At 63.5% G+C, this 22,040-nt stretch carries 16 protein-coding genes; 6 read left to right on the top strand and 10 right to left on the bottom strand.

Going from position 1 to position 22,040, the window contains the following annotated elements:
* Positions 1 to 183 precede the first annotated feature (183 nt).
* Complete coding sequence (locus DPV74_RS21665; RefSeq protein WP_060082795.1) at positions 184 to 1,149, top strand: GlxA family transcriptional regulator; 966 nt, start codon at positions 184 to 186, stop codon at positions 1,147 to 1,149.
* 322 nt (positions 1,150 to 1,471) lie between these two features.
* Positions 1,472 to 1,783: a DUF4148 domain-containing protein gene (locus tag DPV74_RS21660; protein ID WP_119337931.1), complete on the top strand. Its 312-nt coding sequence runs from the start codon at positions 1,472 to 1,474 to the stop codon at positions 1,781 to 1,783.
* A 7-nt stretch (positions 1,784 to 1,790) separates the two neighbouring features.
* Here the strand turns inward: DPV74_RS21660 and DPV74_RS21655 are convergent, their stop codons facing one another.
* On the bottom strand, positions 1,791 to 2,099 hold the full coding sequence (locus DPV74_RS21655) for a hypothetical protein (RefSeq protein WP_060173744.1): 309 nt from the start codon (positions 2,097 to 2,099) through the stop codon (positions 1,791 to 1,793).
* On the opposite strand from DPV74_RS21655, the gene DPV74_RS21650 reads away from it, so the two are divergent.
* Positions 2,098 to 2,811 (top strand): dienelactone hydrolase family protein, encoded by a 714-nt coding sequence (locus tag DPV74_RS21650; protein WP_059700023.1) that lies wholly within the window; start codon positions 2,098 to 2,100, stop codon positions 2,809 to 2,811. The genes DPV74_RS21655 and DPV74_RS21650 overlap by 2 nt on opposite strands.
* A 133-nt stretch (positions 2,812 to 2,944) precedes the next feature.
* Here DPV74_RS21650 and DPV74_RS21645 read toward each other — a convergent pair whose 3' ends face one another.
* The 4 genes from DPV74_RS21645 to DPV74_RS21630 all read right to left on the bottom strand — a co-directional run bounded on the left by DPV74_RS21645 (position 2,945) and on the right by DPV74_RS21630 (position 10,059).
* Positions 2,945 to 4,477, bottom strand: coding sequence for an efflux transporter outer membrane subunit (locus DPV74_RS21645; protein ID WP_119337930.1), 1,533 nt, complete (start codon positions 4,475 to 4,477; stop codon positions 2,945 to 2,947).
* 2 nt (positions 4,478 to 4,479) lie between these two features.
* A complete protein-coding gene (locus DPV74_RS21640) occupies positions 4,480 to 7,671 on the bottom strand; it encodes an efflux RND transporter permease subunit (protein WP_060357074.1) in 3,192 nt (1,063 codons plus the stop codon).
* A gap of 15 nt (positions 7,672 to 7,686) precedes the next feature.
* Positions 7,687 to 8,943: an efflux RND transporter periplasmic adaptor subunit gene (locus DPV74_RS21635; protein WP_119337929.1), complete on the bottom strand. Its 1,257-nt coding sequence runs from the start codon at positions 8,941 to 8,943 to the stop codon at positions 7,687 to 7,689.
* Positions 8,944 to 9,174: 231 nt separating this feature from the next.
* On the bottom strand, positions 9,175 to 10,059 hold the full coding sequence (locus tag DPV74_RS21630; protein WP_059693709.1) for a LysR family transcriptional regulator: 885 nt from the start codon (positions 10,057 to 10,059) through the stop codon (positions 9,175 to 9,177).
* 596 nt (positions 10,060 to 10,655) lie between these two features.
* Here DPV74_RS21630 and DPV74_RS21625 point away from each other — a divergent pair.
* On the top strand, positions 10,656 to 11,624 hold the full coding sequence (locus tag DPV74_RS21625) for an AraC family transcriptional regulator (protein WP_119337928.1): 969 nt from the start codon (positions 10,656 to 10,658) through the stop codon (positions 11,622 to 11,624).
* Between the two features lie 210 nt (positions 11,625 to 11,834).
* Here the strand turns inward: DPV74_RS21625 and DPV74_RS21620 are convergent, their stop codons facing one another.
* Together DPV74_RS21620 and DPV74_RS21615 are read right to left on the bottom strand one after the other, a co-directional pair.
* Positions 11,835 to 12,776, bottom strand: a complete 942-nt coding sequence (locus DPV74_RS21620) for a LysR family transcriptional regulator (RefSeq protein ID WP_027792207.1) — start codon at positions 12,774 to 12,776, stop codon at positions 11,835 to 11,837.
* Positions 12,777 to 13,074: 298 nt separating this feature from the next.
* Positions 13,075 to 14,373 carry an adenylosuccinate synthase gene (locus tag DPV74_RS21615; protein ID WP_059551834.1) on the bottom strand — a complete coding sequence of 433 codons (1,299 nt, stop codon included), beginning with the start codon at positions 14,371 to 14,373 and terminating at the stop codon, positions 13,075 to 13,077.
* 140 nt (positions 14,374 to 14,513) lie between these two features.
* On the opposite strand from DPV74_RS21615, the gene gcvA reads away from it, so the two are divergent.
* Positions 14,514 to 15,419, top strand: a complete 906-nt coding sequence (gene gcvA / locus DPV74_RS21610) for a transcriptional regulator GcvA (protein ID WP_119337927.1) — start codon at positions 14,514 to 14,516, stop codon at positions 15,417 to 15,419.
* Positions 15,420 to 15,600: 181 nt separating this feature from the next.
* Here gcvA and DPV74_RS21605 read toward each other — a convergent pair whose 3' ends face one another.
* Positions 15,601 to 15,912 (bottom strand): hypothetical protein, encoded by a 312-nt coding sequence (locus DPV74_RS21605; RefSeq protein ID WP_021163674.1) that lies wholly within the window; start codon positions 15,910 to 15,912, stop codon positions 15,601 to 15,603.
* Between the two features lie 2,556 nt (positions 15,913 to 18,468).
* On the opposite strand from DPV74_RS21605, the gene DPV74_RS21600 reads away from it, so the two are divergent.
* Complete coding sequence (locus DPV74_RS21600; RefSeq protein ID WP_021163671.1) at positions 18,469 to 19,785, top strand: replication initiation protein; 1,317 nt, start codon at positions 18,469 to 18,471, stop codon at positions 19,783 to 19,785.
* A gap of 94 nt (positions 19,786 to 19,879) precedes the next feature.
* Here the strand turns inward: DPV74_RS21600 and DPV74_RS21595 are convergent, their stop codons facing one another.
* On the bottom strand, positions 19,880 to 20,911 hold the full coding sequence (locus DPV74_RS21595) for a ParB/RepB/Spo0J family partition protein (RefSeq protein ID WP_060170047.1): 1,032 nt from the start codon (positions 20,909 to 20,911) through the stop codon (positions 19,880 to 19,882).
* On the bottom strand, positions 20,904 to 21,599 hold the full coding sequence (locus tag DPV74_RS21590) for a ParA family protein (RefSeq protein WP_011350423.1): 696 nt from the start codon (positions 21,597 to 21,599) through the stop codon (positions 20,904 to 20,906). The genes DPV74_RS21595 and DPV74_RS21590 overlap by 8 nt, the downstream gene beginning before the upstream one ends.
* Between the last annotated feature and the right edge of the window lie 441 nt (positions 21,600 to 22,040).

The following is a 22,040-nucleotide window of genomic DNA, read 5'->3' as shown; positions in this document are numbered from 1 at the left end:
TCCGGAGCCCGATATCCGTCTCCAATAGACGCATTACGTCAAATCCTGCCATTTTGCGCGACAGACGGACACGGTGCCCGCACGGCAAGAAGAACGCCGGAAACAGGCTCCGCCGTGCGCTCCGTGCATCGCCGGCCCCTCTATACTGCTACCCGTCACGTTCGAAACAACACGCAATCGATCATGCCGAAGGTCGTGGGAATCTTCGCCGTTCCGGGCGTTCAACTGCTCGATGTCTCCGCACCGCTCGACGTCTTCGCGCAAGCGAACGCCGAATGCGGGAAACCGTTCTATACGCTGCGGATCATTGCGGGCGAGTCCGGCCCGATCCGCAGTTCGTCCGGCGCACAGCTGCTGCCCGACTGGATCGTTCCCGACATTCCCGAGCGCATCGACACGCTGCTGGTCGCCGGCGCGCCGAGTGCCGGCCGGATCGCACTGCGCACCGACGTGCTCGCGTGGCTGCGAGCGGCGGCCGTGCAGAGCAAGCGCTACGGCTCGATCTGCACCGGCGCGTTCATCCTCGCGGCCACCGGCCTGCTGAAAGGGCGTCACGTGACCACGCACTGGGCTGCCGCGGACGCGCTTGCCGAAGCCTATCCGTCGCTCGCCGTCGACGCGGATGCACTATACGTGCGCGACGGCAAGCTGCGCACCGGCGCCGGCGTGACGGCCGGGCTCGATCTCGCGCTCGCGCTGGTCGAGGAAGATCTCGGCCGCGAGATCGCGCGGCGCGTCGCCGCGCAACTGGTCATGTTCTTCAAGCGACCGGGCGGGCAACTCCAGTTCAGCCGCAAGGGCGAGGCGCGCCCCGCCGGGCGTTCGGTACTGCAGGAGGTCCAGCGCTGGATCGCGGCCAATCCGGAACTCGAGCACTCGGTGGCGGAGATGGCGAAGCATGCAGGCATGAGCCCGCGCCACTTCGCTCGGCTGTTCCGCGCGGAAGTCGGCATGACGCCTGCCGCATGGGTCGAGGCGACCCGGATTTCGGCAGCCCGCCACCTGCTCGAGAACGGCCACGACACGCCGAAACAGGTCGCCGCGAAATGCGGCTTCGCGAACGTCGATACGCTCAGGCGGTCTTTCACCCGGCACGTCGGCATCACACCTGCCGAATACCGGAAACGGCAAGCAGTCCTGGCCGAGTGACGCGGCAGTACGCACGCGATACGACACGAACGATGATGTCGTCAGCCCCACTCGAACACTTCGGAATACGATTCATTCATCGTGGTCCGGCCACTTGCCGATCGACGACATCGCTCCATTGACGGCCTCGCCCGTGGTCCAGATCAAGCGCCGGACAGGCCCGCAATCGTCAGACGAAATACTGACTCGTTCAGATCGTTTACCCAGTTGCAATAATTATTCGCTGGAACGCATATTTCCGACCGGTAACGCGATCGCTACGATGCAATCAACCGCTGAACGCAACAAGCGAAGCGCGAAATCAATGAAACCGGAGGTCGTCATGAAGTCGTTCATCTACGCTGTCGTCGCCGCAACCGCCCTGTCCGCCTCGTACGGCGCATTCGCACAGTCGAATCCGTCGGGCCAACTGACGCGTGCCCAGGTGCGCGCGGAACTCGTCCAGCTCGAACAGGCCGGCTACAAGCCCGAAGTCTCCGATCAGTATTACCCGCGCGCGCTGCAGACCGCACAGGCCCGCGTGACGAACGCCGATGAAGCCGGCTACGGCGCGCAAGCCGCCGCTGATGTGCGTGCCGGCCGCGCGATCGCGGTCAAGCAGGACGGCCGCGACTCCGTGTATTTCGGCCAGTAAGCGCCCGTCACGCGCCGGCGTATTCCGACACGCGCGGCACACCGCACAACACCCCGCTCCCGTTCAAACGGGGCGGGGTGTTGCTTTTCGGCCATCCGTTCCGGGAACGAATCGCCCCCTCATCGCACGCGGTCTTGCGAACGCCGTGCCGTTCGCGCAGGCAGCCTGTGTTTGCGCATAGAATGGCCGCGTGGTCGGCGCCGGCCGAAACGAACGCGAGCGGAAACCACGACGCCCGGCTTGCCCGATCGTCGCCGCGCCGCAGGCCGGCCCCGATGCCGCACTCATCGCATTTTTCGAAAAGGAGCGGTTTCATGTCTCAAACATCCGGTTCCATGATCACGTTTCGACGCCCGGACGGCCAGGAACTGCAGGGCTATCTCGCCACGCCGGCAAAAACCGAAGGCGCGCCCGCGGTCGTCGTCATCCAGGAATGGTGGGGGCTGAACGACCAGATCCGCGGCGTCGCGGATCGCCTCGCGCGCTGCGGCTACTTCGCGCTCGTGCCCGACCTGTATCGCGGCAAGTCGACGGTCGAGGAAGAAGAAGCGCACCACCTGATGACCGGGCTCGATTTCGGCGACGCGGCCTCGCAGGACATTCCGGGCGCCGTGACCTATCTGAAGACGCTTGCGTCGCGTGTCGCGGTAACGGGTTACTGCATGGGCGGTGCACTCACGCTGCTGTCGCTGCAGTTCGCCGATGCGGACGCGGGCGTCACGTGGTACGGTTTCCCGCCGCTCGACTACCTCGATCCGGCGAAGCTCAAGGTGCCGCTGATGGGCCACTGGGGCACGCAGGATGCGTTCTTCGCGATCGACCAGGTCGATGCGCTCGAGAAGAAGCTGACCGACGCGAAGGTCGGTTTCGAATTCCATCGCTATCTCGCGCATCATGCGTTCGCGAACGAAACGGCCGTCGGCCCCGGCCGTATCGCCGGCACGCAGTTCGATCCCGTGTGGTCGCAAATGGCATGGGATCGCACGCTGACGTTCTTCGGCCGCACGCTTTGGACAAAGCAGGCGTAGCGCAACATCGCTCCGGATGTGAGCAGCCGAGCAATAAGGAAACGCCACGGACTTTCGTCCGTGGCGTTTTTGTTTTTGCATCGCGCCGGATCGGCAGGCAGAAGCAGTTGCCCGCTCCTGCCCCGCCTTTCACTTACCCGTTCGTCGTCGACGACGACGCAGGCGCCGGAGCGGACGCCTTGTCGTAGTCGACCGGCGCATCCGGCGCGCGCGGCGTCTCGCCGGCCCGCTGGATCCACCCGCCGCCCAATGCGCGGTACAGCGTGACGAGGTTCGTCCAGCGCGCCAGACGTGCGTTGATCAGCGTCTGCTGTGCCGAGTACAGATCCGTCTGCGCGGTCAGCACCGACAGGTAGCTGTCGACGCCGTTCTTGTAACGCAGGTCCGACAGGTCGAAACGTCGCTGCTGCGCGTGTTCGTTGCGCTCGAGCGCCGCGATCTGCTGGTCGTACGTGCCGCGTGCGGCCAGGCCATCCGCCACTTCGCGGAATGCCGACTGGATCGCCTTCTCGTAGTTCGCGATCTCGATGCGTTTCTGCACGTTCGCGAGGTTCAGGTTCGCGATGTTCTGCCCGCCTTCGAAGATCGGCATCGTGATCTGCGGCGCGAACGACCACGCCGCCGTGCCGGCCTTGAACAGGCCGCCCAGCGTCGGGCTGCCGGTGCCGAACGCGCCCGTCAGCGAGATGCGCGGGAAGAACGCCGCGCGCGCCGCGCCGATGTTCGCATTCGCGGCCAGCAGCGTCTGCTCGGCCTGCATCACGTCCGGACGACGCGTCAGCAGATCCGACGGCAACCCGGCCGGCACGTCCGTCAGCAGGTTCTGCGCGTCGAGCGGCATGCCTGCCGGCAGGTCGTCCGGCAGCGGCTCGCCGATCAGTTGCACCAGCATGTTCAGTGCCTGCGCACGCGCACGCGCCTGCGCCTGCTGGTTCGCGAGCGCCTGCTCGACCACCGTCTGCGCCTGACGCAGCTCGAGCTCGGAGCCCGTGCCGTTGTCGAACTGCAGCTTCGTCAGGTCGTATTGCGCCTGAGCGGACTTCAGCGTGTCCTCCGTGACCTTCAGCAGGTCATCGGTCGACAACAGCGTCAGGTATTGATCGGCCACCTGCGACACCAGCGAAATCTCGAATGCCTGCCGTGCATACGACGTCGACAGGTACTGCGCGAGCGCCTGGTCCTTCAGGCTCTGCACACGGCCGAACAGGTCGAGCTCCCACGACGCGGACAAACCGACGTTGTAGGCACGCGAGATATACGGCGCCCCCGTCTGCGACAGACCTTGCGGCACGCGCTGAATGCTGCCCGTGCCCGTACCGTCGAGCGTCGGGAACAGCTCCGCGCGCGTGATCTGGTACTGCGCGCGCGCCGCCTCGATGTTCAGCACCGACACGCGCAGGTCGCGGTTGTTTTTCAGCGCGATCTCGATCAGCCGCTGCAGGCGCGGATCGACGAAGAATTCGCGCCAGCCGATGGCGGTCGCCGCCTGGCCGTTCGCGCTGCGCGCGCCGACCGCACCCGGCTGCGTCGCATAGACGCCGCCGGCCGGGTACGCCTGTGCGACGGGCGCGTCGGGCCGCTTGTAATGCGGCGCCATCGTGCAGCCCGCAGCGAACAACGCGGCAGCCATCGCGACCGCACTTGCAGTCAAAGCATGTTTTTGCATCGTTACTGCCCCTTCGAATCGTGTGCGTCGCCGTGACCGCGCTGCAGGTCGCCCTGCACGAGACGCCAGGCATCGTCGACGTTTTCCGTCTCGCCGCTGAAGATCGCGCGAACCCGCACGAAGAACATCGGGATCATGAAAATCGCGAGGAACGTCGCCGTGATCATCCCGCCGATCACGCCCGTGCCGATCGCATGCTGGCTCGCCGAGCCCGCGCCGTTGCTGATCGCAAGGGGCAGCACGCCGAGCATGAATGCGAGCGACGTCATCAGGATCGGACGCAGCCGCAGGCGCGCCGCCTCGATCGCCGCGCGCACCGGCCCCATGTTCTCGTTCGCCTGCAACTCGCGTGCGAACTCGACGATCAGGATCGCGTTCTTCGCGGACAGGCCCACGGTAGTCAGCAGGCCGACCTGGAAGAACACGTCGTTCTCGAGGCCGCGCAGCATCGTCGCGAGCAGCGCTCCGACCACGCCGAGCGGCACCACCATGATCACCGAGAACGGGATCGACCAGCTTTCATACAGTGCCGCCAGACACAGGAACACGACAAGGATCGAGATCGCGTACAGGATCGGCGCCTGCGAGCCGGACTGGATTTCCTGGAACGACAGGCCGGTCCACGAGTAGCCGATACCTTCCGGCAGCTTGCTCGCGAGCGCTTCCATCGCGGCCATCGCCTGGCCGGTCGACTTGCCCTCCGCAGCCTGCCCCTGGATCTCGATCGACGATACGCCGTTGTAGCGTTCGAGCTTCGGCGACCCGTAGCTCCAGTGGCCGGTCGAGAACGCGCTGAACGGCACCATGCCACCGGTGCTGTTGCGCACGTACCAGATGTTCATGTCTTCCGGGGTCATCCGGAACGGTGCGTCCGCCTGCACGTACACCTTCTTGATCCGGCCATCCGTATCCAGGAAGTTGTTCACGTACTGCGACGCCCACGCGATCGAGAACGTCTGGTCGATCGCCGCAGCCGTCACGCCGAGCGCGTTCGCCTTCTCGCGGTCGATGTCGACCGTGTACTGCGGCGTATCGTTCAGGCCGTTCGGGCGCACGAGCGCCAGCGTGGGATCCTTCGCGGCCATTCCGAGCAACTGGCCGCGCGCGGCCATCAGCGCCTCGTGGCCGAGACCGGCGTTGTCCGTCAGCTCGAAGTCGAAGCCGGCAGCCGTACCGAGTTCGGGAATCGACGGCGGGTTGAACGGGATCACCATCGCGTCCTTGTACTGCGAGTAGTGCGCGAAGGTCCGGCCGATCAGCGCCTGCACCTTCTGGTCGGAGCGCTGGCGATGCTCGTACGGTTTCAGCTTCACGAACACGAGGCCCGCGTTCTGGCCGCGGCCCGCGAAGCTGAAGCCGTTGACCGTGAACACCGAGTCGACCACATCCTTCTCGGTCGTGGTCAGGTACGTGTTGATGTTGTCGAGCGTCTTGCCGGTCGTTTCCTGCGTGGAACCGGACGGCGTCTGCACGATCATGAACATGTAGCCCTGGTCTTCATCCGGCAGGAACGACTTCGGCAGGCGCACGAACATCACGCCGACCGCAATGAACACCGCCAGGTAGATCACGAGCCAGCGCCCCGAACGCCGGATCACGTGGTTCACGCCGCCCGTATAGCGATCGCGGCTGCGGTCGAAGGTACGGTTGAACCAGCCGAAGAAGCCCTTCTTCTCTTCGTGATGCCCTTGCGGAATCGGCTTGAGGATCGTCGCGCACAGTGCCGGCGTCAGGATCAACGCGACGAGCACCGACAGCACCATCGCCGACACGATCGTCAGCGAGAACTGGCGATAAATTGCGCCGACCGAACCGCCCGAGAACGCCACCGGCACGAACACCGCCGACAGCACCAGCGCCACGCCGACGAGTGCGCCGGTGATCTGGCCCATCGCCTTGCGGGTCGCCTCCTTCGGTGACAGGCCCTCCTCCGCCATCACGCGCTCGACGTTCTCCACCACCACGATCGCATCGTCGACCAGCAGGCCGATCGCGAGCACGAGGCCGAACATCGACAGCGTGTTGATCGAGAAGCCGGCGAGGCCCATGATCGCGAACGTGCCGAGCAGCACGACCGGCACCGCGATCGTCGGGATGATCGTTGCCCGCAGGTTCTGCAGGAACAGGTACATCACGAGGAACACGAGCACGATACCTTCGAGCAGCGTCTTGACCACTTCCTCGATCGACAGGCGCACGAACGGCGTCGTGTCGTACGGATAGTGGACGACGAGGCCGTGCGGGAAGTACTTCGACAGCTCCTGGACCTTGGCCCGCAGCGCCGTCGCGGTCGCGAGCGCATTCGCGCCCGTCGCGAGCTGAATGCCGAGGCCGGCCGTCGGCTGCCCCATGTACTTCGTGTCGAACGTGTAGTTTTCCGAACCGAGTGCCGCGCGGCCGACGTCCTTCAGGCGGACCTGCGAACCATCCTGGTTGACCTTCAGCAGGATGTTGCCGAACTGCTCGGGCGTGCGCAGCAGCGTCGATTCGGTGATCGTCGCCTGCAGCATGGTGCCCGGCTTCGCCGGCGTGCCGCCGATCTGGCCGCCCGCGATCTGCACGTTCTGCTGCGTGATCGCTGCCGACACGTCGGTCGGCGTGAGGCTGTAGTTGGTCAGCTTGACGGGATCGAGCCAGATGCGCATCGAGAACTGCGAACCGAGCAGCAGCGTCTGGCCGACGCCGTTTACGCGGCTGAGCGGATCGAGCACGTGCGACGCCACATAGTTCGTCAGGTCCTCCTTCGACATGCTGCCGTCCTCGGAGTTGAACGCGAACCACATCAGCCAGTTGCTGCTCGACTTCGTGACCTGCATGCCGAGTTGCTGCACGACCTGCGGCAGGTTCGGTGTCGCGAGCGACAGCTTGTTCTGCACCTGCACCTGCGCGACGTCCGGATTCGTGCCCGGCGAGAAGGTCAGCGTGATCGTCGCGTTGCCCGAGTCGTCACTGGTCGACGACATGTACAGGAAGTTGTCGAGACCGCTCATCTGCTGCTCGATCACCTGCGTCACCGTGTCTTCCACCGTCTTCGCGGAAGCACCCGGATAGTTCGCCTGGATCTGGATCGTCGGCGGTGCAATCGTCGGATACTGCGCGATCGGCATCTTGAAGATCGATGCGACGCCGGCCAGCATCAGCACGATCGCGATCACCCACGCAAAGATCGGGCGATCGATAAAAAACTTGGCCATGAAACGGACTCCTTGTTATTGCGCGGACGACGCAGCGGTCGAACTCGCGGCAGCATTGGCGGCGGTGCTCGCCGGCGCGGCGCCGGACGCATTCGCGGCGCTTGCCGGTGTGCCGGACGCGGCGTCCGGCGCCGGTGCGAGCTGCGCCGCGACGGTCTTCACGGTCGCACCCGGGCGCACCTTGTCGACGCCCTGCACGATCACGTGATCACCCGCTTGCAGACCGCCTTCGACCACCCAGTTCGGGCCCTGCATGCCCGTCGTCTTCAGCGGACGCGGCTCGACCTTGTTGCTGGCGTTCACCACCATCGCGATCGCCTGACCCTTCTGGTCATGCGTGACGCCGATCTGCGGCACCAGGAACGCGTTCTCGTTCACGCCTTCCTCGATCCGTGCACGCACGAACATGCCCGGCAGCAGCACCTTGCCCGGGTTCGGGAAGACCGCGCGGATCGTCACCGAGCCGGTGGTCTGGTCGACCGTCACGTCCGAGAACTGCAGCTTGCCCGGCTCCGAATAGGTCTTGCCGTCTTCCAGGATCAGCGACACCTTCGCCGCGCCCGGGCCGGACGTCTTCAGGCGCCCGCTCTGCACGTCCTGGCGCAGCTTCAGCCCTTCGAGGCTCGACTGCGTGAGGTCCACATACACCGGATCGAGCTGCTGCACCGTCGACATCAGCGTCGCCTGGCTCGCCTGCACGTACGCGCCCGGCGTCACCTGCGAGATGCCGACGCGGCCGGTGATCGGCGAAACGACATCGGTATAGCCGAGGTTGATCTGCGCGGTATCGACCGCCGCCTTGCCGGCCGCGACGTCCGCCGCGGCCTGGCCTTGCGTGGCCACCGCGTTGTCGTAGTCCTGCTTGCTGACCGCGTTCGCGGCCACCAGCACCTTGTAGCGTGCGACCAGCGCGTTCTGCGTGACGAGGTTCGCCTGCGCCTTCGCGAGCGTTGCCTTCGCGCTGTTCAGCGCGGCGATGTAAGGCGCCGGGTCGATCTTGTAGAGGCGCTGACCGGCCTTGACGTCGGTGCCTTCGGTGAATTCACGGCGCAGCACGATGCCGTCGACCCGCGCGCGGACCTGCGCGACGAGGAACGCGCTGGTGCGGCCCGGCAGGTCGGTGAAGACCGGTACGGCTTGCGGCTGGACGGTGACGACGCCGACTTCCGGCGTTTGCGGCGGCGGTGCCGATTCTTTTTTCCCGCACGCGGCCAGGAAAACGGCGGCCGTTGCGGCAGTGATTAAGCGGTATGGAACCCGTTCGACGCGCATGGAGCAACCTCTCGCAAATAGACGACCTTCAATTGGAATCACCAGATCTCCTCGTAACCTGCACGCGCGGCCGGAATGCTGTCGCTTCCTGTTTGCCGCGGATGCGGTTGCGTATGTCGGGCGTTCGTTGCGCCCTGCGGAGCGTTCGTTCGTCGAACTGCTTCCGTGGAAAAAGCGTCATGAGCCCGCGGCACTGGCGGGCGGGCGTTGCCGCGGCGACCAACCGGGCCGCTAACTCGCGGGCCGGAACGCGGTGCCGGCGAATTCGATGAATGCCCGTGCAGCGGCCGGCAGACGCGCGGTACGCGCGTGCGCGAGCTTCAGCGTGACGGGCGCGAGCGAGTGAACCGGTGCAACGCGCACCAGCGCGCCGTCCGCCAGATCGGCGTCGACGAGATACGCGGGCAGCACCGCGGCGCCCATGCCGGCCACGGCCAGCCGCCGTGCCATCTCGAGATGGCCGACGCCCTGACTGCCGCCGGGCGTCGCGTCGGGTCGGAACGCAGACGCATCGTCGCCACCGGCGGCCGGCAGATCGAGCCGCACGGCCGCAAGATCCGGCCAGTCGCCCGACGCAGCCGCGCCGCCGTGTGCGGCGACATACCCCGGTGCCGCGACGCGCACGGATTCGTAAGAGGCCAGCGTGTGCAACGCGTGCGCACCTGTCACCGGCATGCCGTCGGTCAGGAACGCGACATCGATGTCTTCGGATGTCAGATCGATACGGGCGTCGGTCAGCGTCACGGTCGGCCGCACGTCCGGGAACCGGCTCACGAAACGATCGAGCAACGCGCTCAACTGGCTGAGCCCGAACGCGACCGGCGCGGCAATGCGCAGCGCACCTTCCGGCTTGCTGCCCATCGCGACGAAACGACCGTCGATCTCGTCGATCGCCCCGAGAATCCGTTCGACGCGCGTGAGATACAACTCGCCGATTTCCGTCAGCGACTGGTGGCAGGTGCTGCGTTGAAGCAGGCGTGCACCAAGGCGCGTCTCGAGCGCATCGACCAGCCGGCTCGCCATCGCCGTCGACACGCGCAGCCGCGTCGCCGCCCGGCGAAAACCGCCTTCCCTTGCCACCGTCACGAATGCCCGAATCGATTGAAGTTGGTCCATTTGTCCGGATTCCCCTGCGCGGTCGGCCGCCCGGACGCGCACACCCGCTGCCGCGTCCCGACCGACATGTGACGGCCCGGCCAATGCGGCGGCACCGACGCCGGCCACGCCGGATCGGTCGGCGCGCTCGCGCCGGACGCGCACCGGCATGCAACGGACGCAAGCCGGCCTCGGCTGGCCCGATGCACGAATATTCGAATAGCAGTCCTGAGTCTCTTGCAGCGATTCACAGCGGCAACGCCAGGCGGCATCCGTCGGCCTGGCGACGCTCATACCCACATCGCCCGAGCGCACTGGAACACGTTTCTTTCAGCAGGTGCAATGGTATGAAAACCGCCGGAAATTGGCTTGCCTGATCCTGCGATTGTTTTGCCTTAATTTCCGAATTTGTGCGCTGCACACTGCGCAACGACGGGCAATGCGGCCGCCGGCCGTGCAGATCCGGATGATTGGGCTGATTTCCGACAGATTTAGGCAATCACGTGCGCGCGACTCGCCGTACGATGTGACCGCCGCGCCAGCCACCTGCCGGGACACCGACGGGGAATCGCAGTCGCGCACCTTGCACCGCCCCCTCGGTCATCCGCTCACGCAATATGGAAATCGACGCCCGAACGACGCCGCTACAGCGCACCACACCCGATCACGACCCTCAGTCGCCCACAGCCCGGCTCGCTGCGCTGATCGCCGCCTATGCACCGCACGACGGCACGTTCGAGCTCCCGGTGCGTGGCTTGCGCATCGCACGCGTGTCCGCGTCGCCGCCACACTGGAACCATGGCGTGCACCACGCGTGCCTGAGCATCGTCGGACAAGGCGCGAAATCGACACGGGTCGGCGACGCCGCCTACGTGATCGACGAATCGCGGATGCTGGTTACGACTGCCGACTTGCCCGCCACCGGCCGCGTGACGCGCGCGAGCCTGGCTGAGCCGTTCCTTTACGCACAACTGGAACTCGACCCGGCCCGCATCGCGGCGCTCACACCACGCGTGTTTCCGCGCGGGCTGCCGAAGGCCGTCGACTGCGGCGCACTCGACACGCACGATGCGCCGCCCGAAATCGTCGACGCCATCGCGCGGCTGATGCAACTGATCGCACAACCCGACGACATCGACCTGCTCGCGCCGCTGATCGTCGACGAAATCCTCATCCGGCTGCTGCGCGGCCCGTCGGGTGCGCGCGTCGCGCAGGTCGGCCAGGGCGACTCGACGACGCAGCGCATCTCGCGCGCGGTCGCCTGGATCCGCGACCACTACCTCGATCCGATGACGGTCGAATCGCTCGCGCGACAGGTGGACATGAGCCCGTCGACGTTCCATCACCACTTCCGCGCGGTCACGTCGATGAGCCCGTTGCAATGCCAGAAGATGCTGCGGCTGCAGGAGGCACGCCGCCTGATGTGCCTGTCGGCAATGGATGCGCAGCAGGCGTGCCGCAGTGTCGGCTATGTGAGCGCGTCGCAGTTCAGCCGCGAATACGCACGCCTCTTCGGCGATGCGCCGGGCCGCGATGTCGTAAAGCTGCGCGACCAGGCGGTGCCGCTATCCCGCGTCGCGCCGTAGGCCGCGCACGTGACGTGCGCGGCACCCATGCGCCGAACCAACGATGTTCGATATCGGAAGCAAGCACTTTCATATGGGCGTGCCAGTTGCCCGCGCATCCTTGGTCTAGCCGGTCGTGCAGATGAATTCGATACCCGGTTCAAATACAGGACTGCATATTATTTGTTCGATTGACGCGCAGCGTCGTCCCCACACGCCGACGGCGCGACTTCAGGACGTGCAGGAAGCGTTCAGCGCAGCTTCGTCGGTGGACAGCATTTCGGGTACGCATTCACGCAGAAAATCGACGAACGTGCGGATTTTCGCATCGAGATACTGGCGCGATGCGTACAGCGTGTAGACGGTCAGCTTCTGCAAGCGGTAGTCGGGCAGCACGCGCACCAGCGCGCCGCTCGCCAGCGCGGGCAGTGCCGACGACATCGGCAGCGAACCGATGCCGAGGCCGGCGCGCAATGCGGCGCCGAGCGCATCGGCGATGTTCACCTGGAAATCCGGTAACGGCAGGTCGAACGTCTCGGGGCCGTCGGGGCCGTCGAGATGCCAGCGATCGCGCGGAAATACGGGCGTGACGATCTGCAGGCACGCGTGGCCGTCGAGCTCGCGCACCGTACGCGGCGTACCGCGCTCCTTCAGATACGCGGGCGACGCGCACAGCACGCTGTGCACCTCGCCGAGCCGCTGCGACACGAGCCCCGAATCGGGAAGCTCCGTCGCACTCAACTGCAGCGACACGTCGTAGCCTTCGTCGATGATGTCAGGCACATGCTGCGACAGCGTGAGCTCGACCGCGACCGACGGATAACGCTGCCGGTAACGCACGACCGCGGGCACCACGTAGGCCTGGCCGAAGCTCGTCGTCGCATGAACGTGCAGCCGCCCGGACGGCTTCGCCTGTGCATCGGCCGCCTCGGCTTCCGCTTCGTCGATATAGCCGAGGATGCGCTGGCAACGGTCGAGATAACGCTGCCCGGCATCGGTCAGTGCGATGCGGCGCGTGCTGCGGTTGAGCAGGCGCGTGCGCAGATGCGTCTCGAGCTGCGCGACCGACCGCGATGCATAGGCCGTCGTGATGTCCAGGCGCTGGGCCGCGCTCGTGAAGCTGCCCTCCTCCGCAACCCGGACGAAAATGCGCATCATCTGTAACGTGTCCATCGACCTGTCCCCGGGATTGAGATCACGTCGCGCCACCGTGCGGCCATGGTGCCGGCGGTTCCGGCGCGGGCCGGTCTGGCGCGAATTGTGCGGAACAGTACAGCAGCGGTGCAGACGTGTCCAGTTCGCCGTACGCGGCATGATCCGGATGCCGAATCGTGTCGCCGGGCCGCCATGCACGCGTCGTCCGGTTCGTGTGCATGACGTCCGGACGCGCCGGCAAGCCAACCGCGCCGAATCGGCAAAAACTACCCGGCGACCACGGTGTCACCGCACGATTCACGTCATGTATGACGGATCAGGCCGTGGCGGCCGCATCGAACGGATTGCGCAACACGATCGTGTCGTCGCGCTCGGCGCCGGTCGTGATCATCGATACCGGTGCGCCCGCGACCGCTTCGACGCGCGCGATGAAATCCTGCGCGGCACGCGGCAACGCCGCGCGTTCGCGTACCCCTTTCACAGTGCCGCGCCAGCCGTCGAACCGCTCGTACACGGGTTTCGCACGCGACTGCGCATCGAGGCTTGCAGGCAAATGATCGACCCGCACGCCATCGAGTTCGTAGCCGACGCACAGCTCGATCGACTCGAAACCGTCGAGCACGTCGAGCTTGGTGAGCGCCAGCGAATCGATGCCCGAAATCCTGACCGCCTGACGCAACTGCGCGGCATCGAGCCATCCGCAGCGGCGCGGCCGGCCGGTATTCACGCCGAACTCCTGCCCGCGCGCGCGCAGCGTTTCGCCAGTCGCGTCGGACAGCTCGGTGAGGAACGGGCCGCCGCCGACCCGTGTCGCATACGCCTTGGTGACGCCCAGCACGTGGCCGAGCTTCGACGCGCCGAGCCCCGTGCCGGCCGCCGCCGCCGATGCAACGGTTCCGGACGACGTCACGAACGGATACGTGCCCCAGTCGATGTCCAGCATCACGGCTTGAGACCCCTCGAACAGGATGCGCTCGCCACGGTCGGTTGCGTCGTTGAGATCGGCCCAGACGGGGCGGACGAACGGCAGGATTCGCGGCGCGAGGTCGGCGAGCGTTGCCAGCATCGCATCGCGCGAATGCTCGTCGAGCCCCAGGCCGCGGAACCACGCGTTGTGATGGTCGACGAGCACATCCAGTTTGGCGGCAAGCCGGCCCGGTTCCGCGAGATCGCCGACGCGCAGCCCGCGACGCCCGACCTTGTCCTCGTAGGCCGGCCCGATCCCGCGCAGCGTGGTGCCGATGGGCTCGCGGCGCAGACGCTCCTGAGCCTGGTCGATCGCGCGGTGGATCGGCAGCACCAGCGTCGCGTTCTCGGCGATCGACAGGTTGTCCGGCGTCACCGACAGCCCGAGTTCGGCCATCCGCGCGATTTCCGCGAGCAAGGCTTCCGGATCGAGCGCCACGCCGTTGCCGATCACGCCGCGCTTGCCGCGCACGATGCCGCTCGGCAGGAGCGCGAGCTTGTATGTCTTGCCGCCGACGACCAGCGTATGACCTGCGTTGTGGCCGCCGTTGTAGCGCGCGACGAGATCGGCCTGTGCCGCCAGCCAGTCCACGACGCGTCCCTTACCTTCGTCGCCCCATTGGGCGCCCACGACCACCACGTTCGGCATGCTCCGCACTCCATGTGAGAAATTCAGACAATCGTTCGGCCGGGCCGGCCGTTTGTGTGCCATATTGGCGAAGCTTGAGCACCCGATCAAACGATTAAACCTGAACCATCGCGTGAGTAAATATCACGCGAAACGATGCAATGGCCCGACGCCTCCCTCCGTTGAATTCGCTGCGCGCGTTCGAAGCCGCCGCGCGCCACGGCAGCTTCACGCTGGCCGCCGACGAACTGTGCGTGACCCACGGCGCGATCAGCCGGCACGTTCAGCAACTGGAGGCGTGGCTCGGACGGCCGCTGTTCGAACGCCATAACCGGCGGGTCGAGCTGACCGACGCGGGCCGCGCGTATCTCGCCGAGGTCGGTGCGTCGTTCGACCGGATCGCGCTCGCCACCGCGCAGCATTTCGGCCATGCGCAGCAGCGCGTGCTGCGCGTCAGTGCACCTGCTACGTTTTCGTTGCGCTGGCTGGTGCCGAAGCTGTCGTCGTTTCAGGTCGCCCATCCAGCCATCGAGGTACGGCTGTCGACGTCGAACGAGCCGATCGACAAGCTGCGCGACAAGGTCGACCTGATTGTGCGCGGCGGCCCGCAGGCCGTCGACGGCTACGTTGCCGAGGAATTCCTGTCGGAAGTCCGGCTACCGGTATGTGCACCGAAACTGCTGGAAGGGCGACCATTGCATACGCCCGCCGATCTCGCCGGCTTCACGCTGCTGCACGCGGCCACTTATCCGGGCATGTGGCCTGAATGGCTCGCGGCAGCTGGACATCCGAATCTCGTGCCGCGCCACTCGCTCACGCTCGAGCATTTCTACCTGACGCTCCAGGGCGCGCTCGACGGGCTCGGCGTCGCGATGGGACCGATCGCGCTCGTCGCGGACGACATCGCCGAAGGTCGGCTCGTGCAGCCGTTCGGCGAACCGGCGCTGCCGCCGTGGCGTTACTTCACGTACGTCGCCTCCGCACGTGCGAACGACGACGCCGTACGAGCGTTCAAGGACTGGCTGAGGGTGACGGGAAATGCGGCTGCGCCGGGCGGGCGGAACTGACCGCGTCGGTGTGCGAATGGCACGCGCCGTGAAATGCAGGAATACGAATCAAATAACGCAAGCGACTGGATTGCGTATTGCCTGTCGTCGATAGCGGGTTTGCTGCGTTCGATGTGCGCCGTGGAACGGCGACGTATGCGGCAAGCCGCGGATCGATCCGTGGCTTGCCGCCGGACGACGCTTATTGGCTTGCGCCGATGCCGGCTTTTTTCTCCGCGTTCTGCAGGTTCTGCGGATAGTTCGGATCATTGGCAGCCGGCTTGTAACCGGCATCTTCGAGTTTCTTCAGCTCGGCGTTGTTCTTCGCACGCGCAGCCTTGTGTTCTGCCTTGCGTTGGGCCCTGGCCGCCTTGCGTGCCTGGCTCTTCGCTGCCTTGGCGTCCTGTGCAGCGGACGCGCTGGCGTCGGTCTGCGCAAACGCGGGAACTGCCGAGCCGAACAGGAACGCGGCTGCGGTAGCAGCCAACGTGAGTTTTCTGATCTGGATTCGCATCGCTGAACTCTCTTTTCTGGTTTATCACGGATTGAAAGACCATCGAGATACCGCCCCTGCCCCGGTCGGTTGTCATGCCGCATCCGGGACCTGTGCATCATAACCGCGTCGTGAAAAATATGGCGTCAACGTGCAACGGAGTTCGGGGATACACGTATGGGAGAAAACGTGGACGGCACTCGACCGGGACGGTCACTGACAGGACGGGAATTGCGGATCGCGCCATTGCGGAAGCCGGACACCCGCGATGTACCTGCGCCTTGAAGACGCGGACGAGTGATGTATGGAGGTGTGATGCGAAATACCCATGACTGTTTCATAGGCGGGGTTGCCGGCACGCTCACCCTGGACGTGATCGTCATTCGGCCAATCACGATCACCGCGGTCGCAGCAGTCGAACTGTGTGTCACGTTGCCGATCGACGTGGCTCAAGCGAGGGTTCCTCCCATAAATGACCACGATTCGGTGTTACGGAGATCAAGGCAAGCACGATTGCATCGTACACAGCGTTTGCAGTTCGATCAGGCAACCCATCGCTGAACTGTGATCCCAGGGGCTGCCTTAGTGGGCAAATACGGTCGCCGTGTGGTCCGTATGACGAAAGGCGTGGACGTTGACAGCGGTGAAGACATCGGCAGGGACCGCTTCACGATTGATTGCGCTGACGGCATCGCGCGGATGTCACCACGGTCGTCGGGCGAATGTGGTCCGTGGAAATGATGTCGCCGTGACGTGTGATCCGGCCGATTCAGCGCAGGAACGCATCGGACGGCGTGTCCGAAACACAGGATTTTCATTCCGCGACCATGGCCGCAACGCATCGTGGCGATGCATTACCGCCCGCACAGCATGCCGATACCTGCGGCCTCGTCAGGCCGGTGGGCTTTTACGAGATCCGAAAGTGTCGGAAGGTGAGAATGTTCGGGATCATCGCTCGAATTCGATTGTGGTGAGCCTCGTGATCCCTCCCATCTTCACGTTGGCTCCCAACGCATGCTGGATCGACCCAGAACCCGGTGAAACGTGCAAATGATGCCGCCCCCTACTTGATCTCAGGAAAGCCGTTCCTAGGCCTCTCGTTGTCGACGGGAGGCACAGCATTGATTTTCGGTTGATGGAGCGAAAGGTAGAAAGTTGGATGCCCCCGGCCGCGGCGAAGCGAGTTGCGTCGATTTCCTCTGTGCACAGCCGACAGGCTAGGTTTGGCCAGAAGCACAAGCCAACGATCGGAGAACTTTCTTCACAGACAAGGAGGCCTGAGTGCAAAAATTCCTTCGCCGGCCGTAGCGGATGATTTCAAACTGCTGTGAACGAAACCGAAGAGATCTATGTTTCCGGTCGCCGATCGACTTTGCCGGTCGATAACGTTCATTCGCGAGGCTGCGGGGACGGTTTTTCGATCCCATAAACGGGAACCTGTACCTGGAAACGGGCAGTTTCCTCCCGTTTTTCTCCCATAAGTTTCTACGTTTCAGCCGATGTGAGTATGTACTCACCTCTTCTGGAAGCCTTGTTGGGCCTGGAACCTTTGCGGAACGAGGAGCCAGGCCACTGTTTCCCAGGCCTGAATCGAAGGTTTGAGATGCCTGTAACACCATAGACGGCTACTCAATGGTAGCGGTTTATGGGGTTCGTCTTTCTGTGGACGCGCACGTGTGTTTACATCTTTTGTTAACGACGTTTACTTCTTTAACTACTTTTAGACGGCTCACAGCCTTATCCCACAAGGGTTTGACAGGTGTTCGGTACCCATTTATGGGAGCACAGGTGTAAGGGTCTGGGGTTTCAGGTCTGTGGATTTGGGGTTTGGGGTACCGGGTTGTGGGGAGTCAGGGTTGTGGATATGGGGCAAGCGTACCCGGTTATGGGAAATCGGCCACCGAACACGTTGGGTAGTCGTCTATGGGAACGCATGTAGGTAGCCTTTTATGGGGCATTTTTTTGATCCCTAGACGCCTGAGTGCACAGTGATTTTTCTTTGGTAGCCGGTTATGGGGCGCTTCAAAGGTACCCAGTTATGGGTGGCATCCGGGGCTGCCCGATTGCCTTTTTCCAGGTTTTCCAGTGGTTGGTTCCCATGGACAGGATCGATCGCACGGACAGGTAACCTCTTATGGGGAAACCAGAGGGTTGCCGTTTATGGGAGCTGTCTGCGGCGTCCATGCAATCAAGACCGGTTGAAAGGTACCCTCCTGTGGGAATCGATGAAGGTAGCAAGTTATGGGAGGAAAACGAGACTGTGCTGCACGGCACCATGAATGTGCCCAACGATCTCGGTTCTGCACATCTGTTTCCCATGGATGGTTACCTTGGCGAGGGCAAATCCCGTGCCGGGTTTCCGTGACCGGGTATGAAAGGTAGCAGCTTGTGGGAAGCATTTTGATCGAAAGGTAGATGGATATGGGGTCCCGCAAAGATCGTCTGATCGAATATTTTCCTTTTGGATCTGAAGGTTAGCCGAGATAGTGCAAGTAAAGCAGGAACAAGGGCGTTGCCCCTCGCCGCGAAAAGGTATAAAGTCCGCTCTCAACAAGGTGACCTTATCCGGACATTACGATGCCGCGCAAGCCCGCAAGCAAAGGCTCAGACAAACAGGTTTCGTTGTTTCAGACACCCGAGCCTCCCGACTTGCTGCGCAAGGCGGTCCAGGCGATTCATATCGCGCCCAAGTCCGGGAAGATCGGGCTGCAGCAGCGCAAGATGTTCAGCTCGCTGATCAAGAACGCGCTTCGGCAGGAGGCGTTCGAGCCGGGCCGGACGAGCTTCTCGATCTCGATCGCGTCGCTCTCGCACGAGAGCGGGTTGAACAGCAACAACACGAAATACGTGAAGGACACGGTCAACTCGCTGATCAGTACCGTCGTCAACTGGGACTATCTGGCCGCGGATCGATCGACCGTCTGGAAAGCGTCAGGCCTCCTCGCCGGCGCGGAGCTTGAGCAATCGGTGCTGAAGTACAGCTTCTCCGACCAGATTCGCAGCGAGTTGCTCAACCCCGAGATCTACGCATTGATCGATATGCGGATCGCCCGCGAGTTCCGGCGGTCGCACTCGCTCGCGTTGTGGGAAAACACGGTGCGCTATGAAGGAATCGGCATCACCGCGAAGATCCCGCTACCGAAATTTCGTGACCTCATTCTCGGCCAGGACAAGGCGTCGCAGTCGTACAAGGAATACAAGCTGTTCAAGAGCAAGGTCCTGGTGCCGTGCATTCAGGAGGTGAACGAAGTTTCGGATCACACGCTCGAGCTAATCGAACACAAGTCCGGCCGGAGCGTGGAAGCCGTCCAGTTCAAGGTGACGCGCAAGCAGAGCGCCGATACGGTGGAGGACGGCGACGTCAAGAACGAAGCGCTGGTCGAGGAGGTCGCCAAGTTCGGCATTCCGCGTTCGGAAGCGCGTCGGCTGATCACGCAATACGGCGTGCAGCGCATCAAGGCTGCAATTGCCTACACGCTAAATCGGACTACGAAGAAGAATGCGGCGCCGGTCGACAACGTGGCCGCGTATTTCCGCAAGGCGTTGACGCACGGCTATACGCTGGCCGACGGGCAGGGAACGGAGGCGGCCGCACCGGCGAAGGAATCCGCGCAGAGCAAGCAGGAACAGATTCGCGACAAATATCTGGCGGCGAAGGTCGAGGAAGCAGGCGCGTATTTCCGCGAACTGGAGATCGACGACCAGACCAAGCTGATCGAGCGTTACAACGAGACGGTGGCAGGCTCGAAGGATTTGACGCTGTCGCCGAAGAAGAAGGCGAGCAAACTCGCGCAGACCAGTTTCTTCCGATGGCTCGCGCTGGATACTTGGGGTGAACCGACCTCGGACGACTTGCTGGAATTCTTGCTGAAAAGCAGTCTCGCAGGCAACTGAACGAGGCCTCGCAGCCGGGTGCGCGTCGCGTGCCGGACGTCGTCGTCCGGCTTCGCGATGAAACGCGGATGCGAGGCCTTCTGCTTTTCGCGCGTTACTTTTGCGTAGCCGTTGCCAGCTCGGCAACGTACGCGTCGATGACGGTCTTCAGCTTGTCGGCGAGCGCCTCCTGGTGCGATGCGTCGACGCCCTTGAGCTGCAGATCCAGGCGGCCGTCCGGATAGGTCTTCAACTGACCGATCGCTTGCGATTCGAGCGCGAAGTCGTGCCGGACGCTGTAACGGGTGCGTCCTGCCTTCTTGCTGCCGTCGCTTTGCGCACGCAGGAAATTCTCGAGATCACGAACCGATTTTTTCCGGTCGATCACGGCCGTCAGCAGCCGGTCGGCCGTCGGTTCGCCCAGGCGTTCGAAGATCAGCTTCAGGAAATACGCCGCCTGCAGGCCGACCACGTCGTTCGCGCTCGCCATCCGTTCAAGGAGTGTGTTCGGGAGTGCGTTGAGCGACAGCGTCTTGCTGATCGATGCCTTGTCCTTGCCGATCTTTTCCGCCAGCGTGTTCTGGTCGGAAAAGACCTTCTCGTCGAGGAGACGCTTCCACGCGACCGCATCGTCGAAGATCGTCTGGCGTTCGTGGTCGTGGTTCGCGCGATACGCGATCGTGTAGAGCTGCTCGGGCGTGTGATCGGTGCGGAACGTGGCGTTGATGGTTTCGTCGCCGTTGATGCTCGTCGCGCGAAGCCGGCGTTGCCCGTCGATCACGACGAGCTTGCCGGGAAACTCCGGCAGCCGCGTCACCTTGATCGGCTCGATCTGCCCTTCCCGTTTCAGCGTCAGGGCGAGCTCGTGCAGGCTCGACTCCGAGTAGAACACGCGCGGGTTGAACGGGTTCGGAATGCAATCCTTGACCAGCACCTTCTGTGGCGCGCCAAGATCGGCCGTACCAGCGGGTGCGGCCGCGGGCGGAGCGCTGGCGGGCGCCGATTCGCCGATGGTGCTCGGTGCGGCCGCCGGTTCGGGCAGCCGCGTTTCGAGTGCCGCATTTTCCTGCGCGAGCCCGCGCAGCAGGCCGGCTGCGAGATGCAGGTTGCCGGTCGGCTTCTTGTCTTTCGAGGTGTCCTTAGCCATGGGCGGCTCCGGTAGCGCGCGTCGACGCGATGTATTGGGCCATTTCCGTGACCAGCTTTTCGATTTCCGCTCGGGCTTCTTTCAGGCCCTTCAGGTACCGATTGTGATGATGGATCGTGGTGCCGAGTGCAAACGTCTGACGGTAGACCTCGCGTTGCGCGATCTGGCTGTCGAGCAGATGCTCCCCTATTTCTTCTGCTCTTAGAATTTTTAAAATTTCTTCACGCATTTTAGTTTTTCCATTAACACTATTCAGCATTAATGCGGAAGACAGATTTGGGTTACGGACGGATCGCATCGATTCGATCATGCGGATCATCGCGACGGTGCTGTAGAGATCGGCAGGCGACGGCGACAGCGGCACAAGGCAGAAATCGGCAACTTCGAGTACCGATGCGATTCGCGGATCTTCGAGGTTACCGGGGCAGTCGACGACGATCACATCGAAGTTCGCGTCTTGTTTTTTGATTTCACCGCCAATGCCGCGGCCGGCAGGGGCCAGCGAAAGCACCGTCATCGGCAGCGTGTTCTCGCCGCTCGTTACCCACCGGACGGACGTGCCTTGAGGGTCAGCATCGATCAGGGCGACCTTATTGCCGCCTGCTTCGAACGCAGCCGCGATATTGACGGAGATGGTTGTCTTCCCAGTCCCACCTTTTTGATTACTGACGGCGATCTTGAAAGCCATTAAATTCCTCCACGGAGTTTTGCGTAATATATGCAGTTATTATCTAAATGTCCAGAAAAAGCCGTCGATGCGATGTATGTCTTAGTGACCGATTGGGTTGTCACGTGACAAGTAGCCGAATGGCTAACGAGTCAGCGATGGGCGATGATCGAGTAAAAATAAAATCGACGATCTTGCTCGAAATGCACGTACAAAGATCGCGGGAAAGTTCGACGAGCTTTAACGGTGGTGACGGATTGACGCCTTGGAGGCTGGCCGCTTGATCTTGCGGAGCTCTCGGCAAAACTCTTAGTGACTCCGGTAGGTCGGCTTAGAGAATGTCGTCGGGAAGCTCAGTTGTCACGTGACAAGACGTAGAAATTTGGCACTTTTCGATGCGGTCCGACACCGAGAAATCTTTGGATAGATCGCGGTTACGACCTCGGTGAGATCATTTCAATA

The organism is Burkholderia sp. HAN2018 (assembly GCF_024704855.1).
Lineage (GTDB): Bacteria > Pseudomonadota > Gammaproteobacteria > Burkholderiales > Burkholderiaceae > Burkholderia > Burkholderia cepacia.
Note: the sequence above shows the minus strand (reverse complement) of the source record. Positions and strands in the feature narration are given on the sequence as shown.

Excerpts from the sequence above, each read along its gene's own strand:
- DPV74_RS21665 (WP_060082795.1), top strand. The coding sequence starts at position 184 with ATGCCGAAGGTCGTGGGAATCTTCGCCGTTCCGGGCGTTCAACTGCTC.
- DPV74_RS21660 (WP_119337931.1), top strand. The coding sequence starts at position 1,472 with ATGAAGTCGTTCATCTACGCTGTCGTCGCCGCAACCGCCCTGTCCGCC.
- DPV74_RS21650 (WP_059700023.1), top strand. The coding sequence starts at position 2,098 with ATGTCTCAAACATCCGGTTCCATGATCACGTTTCGACGCCCGGACGGC.
- DPV74_RS21655 (WP_060173744.1), bottom strand. The coding sequence starts at position 2,099 with ATGAAACCGCTCCTTTTCGAAAAATGCGATGAGTGCGGCATCGGGGCC.
- DPV74_RS21645 (WP_119337930.1), bottom strand. The coding sequence starts at position 4,477 with ATGCAAAAACATGCTTTGACTGCAAGTGCGGTCGCGATGGCTGCCGCG.
- DPV74_RS21640 (WP_060357074.1), bottom strand. The coding sequence starts at position 7,671 with ATGGCCAAGTTTTTTATCGATCGCCCGATCTTTGCGTGGGTGATCGCG.
- DPV74_RS21635 (WP_119337929.1), bottom strand. The coding sequence starts at position 8,943 with ATGCGCGTCGAACGGGTTCCATACCGCTTAATCACTGCCGCAACGGCC.
- DPV74_RS21630 (WP_059693709.1), bottom strand. The coding sequence starts at position 10,059 with ATGGACCAACTTCAATCGATTCGGGCATTCGTGACGGTGGCAAGGGAA.
- DPV74_RS21625 (WP_119337928.1), top strand. The coding sequence starts at position 10,656 with ATGGAAATCGACGCCCGAACGACGCCGCTACAGCGCACCACACCCGAT.
- DPV74_RS21620 (WP_027792207.1), bottom strand. The coding sequence starts at position 12,776 with ATGGACACGTTACAGATGATGCGCATTTTCGTCCGGGTTGCGGAGGAG.
- DPV74_RS21615 (WP_059551834.1), bottom strand. The coding sequence starts at position 14,373 with ATGCCGAACGTGGTGGTCGTGGGCGCCCAATGGGGCGACGAAGGTAAG.
- gcvA (WP_119337927.1), top strand. The coding sequence starts at position 14,514 with ATGGCCCGACGCCTCCCTCCGTTGAATTCGCTGCGCGCGTTCGAAGCC.
- DPV74_RS21605 (WP_021163674.1), bottom strand. The coding sequence starts at position 15,912 with ATGCGAATCCAGATCAGAAAACTCACGTTGGCTGCTACCGCAGCCGCG.
- DPV74_RS21600 (WP_021163671.1), top strand. The coding sequence starts at position 18,469 with ATGCCGCGCAAGCCCGCAAGCAAAGGCTCAGACAAACAGGTTTCGTTG.
- DPV74_RS21595 (WP_060170047.1), bottom strand. The coding sequence starts at position 20,911 with ATGGCTAAGGACACCTCGAAAGACAAGAAGCCGACCGGCAACCTGCAT.
- DPV74_RS21590 (WP_011350423.1), bottom strand. The coding sequence starts at position 21,599 with ATGGCTTTCAAGATCGCCGTCAGTAATCAAAAAGGTGGGACTGGGAAG.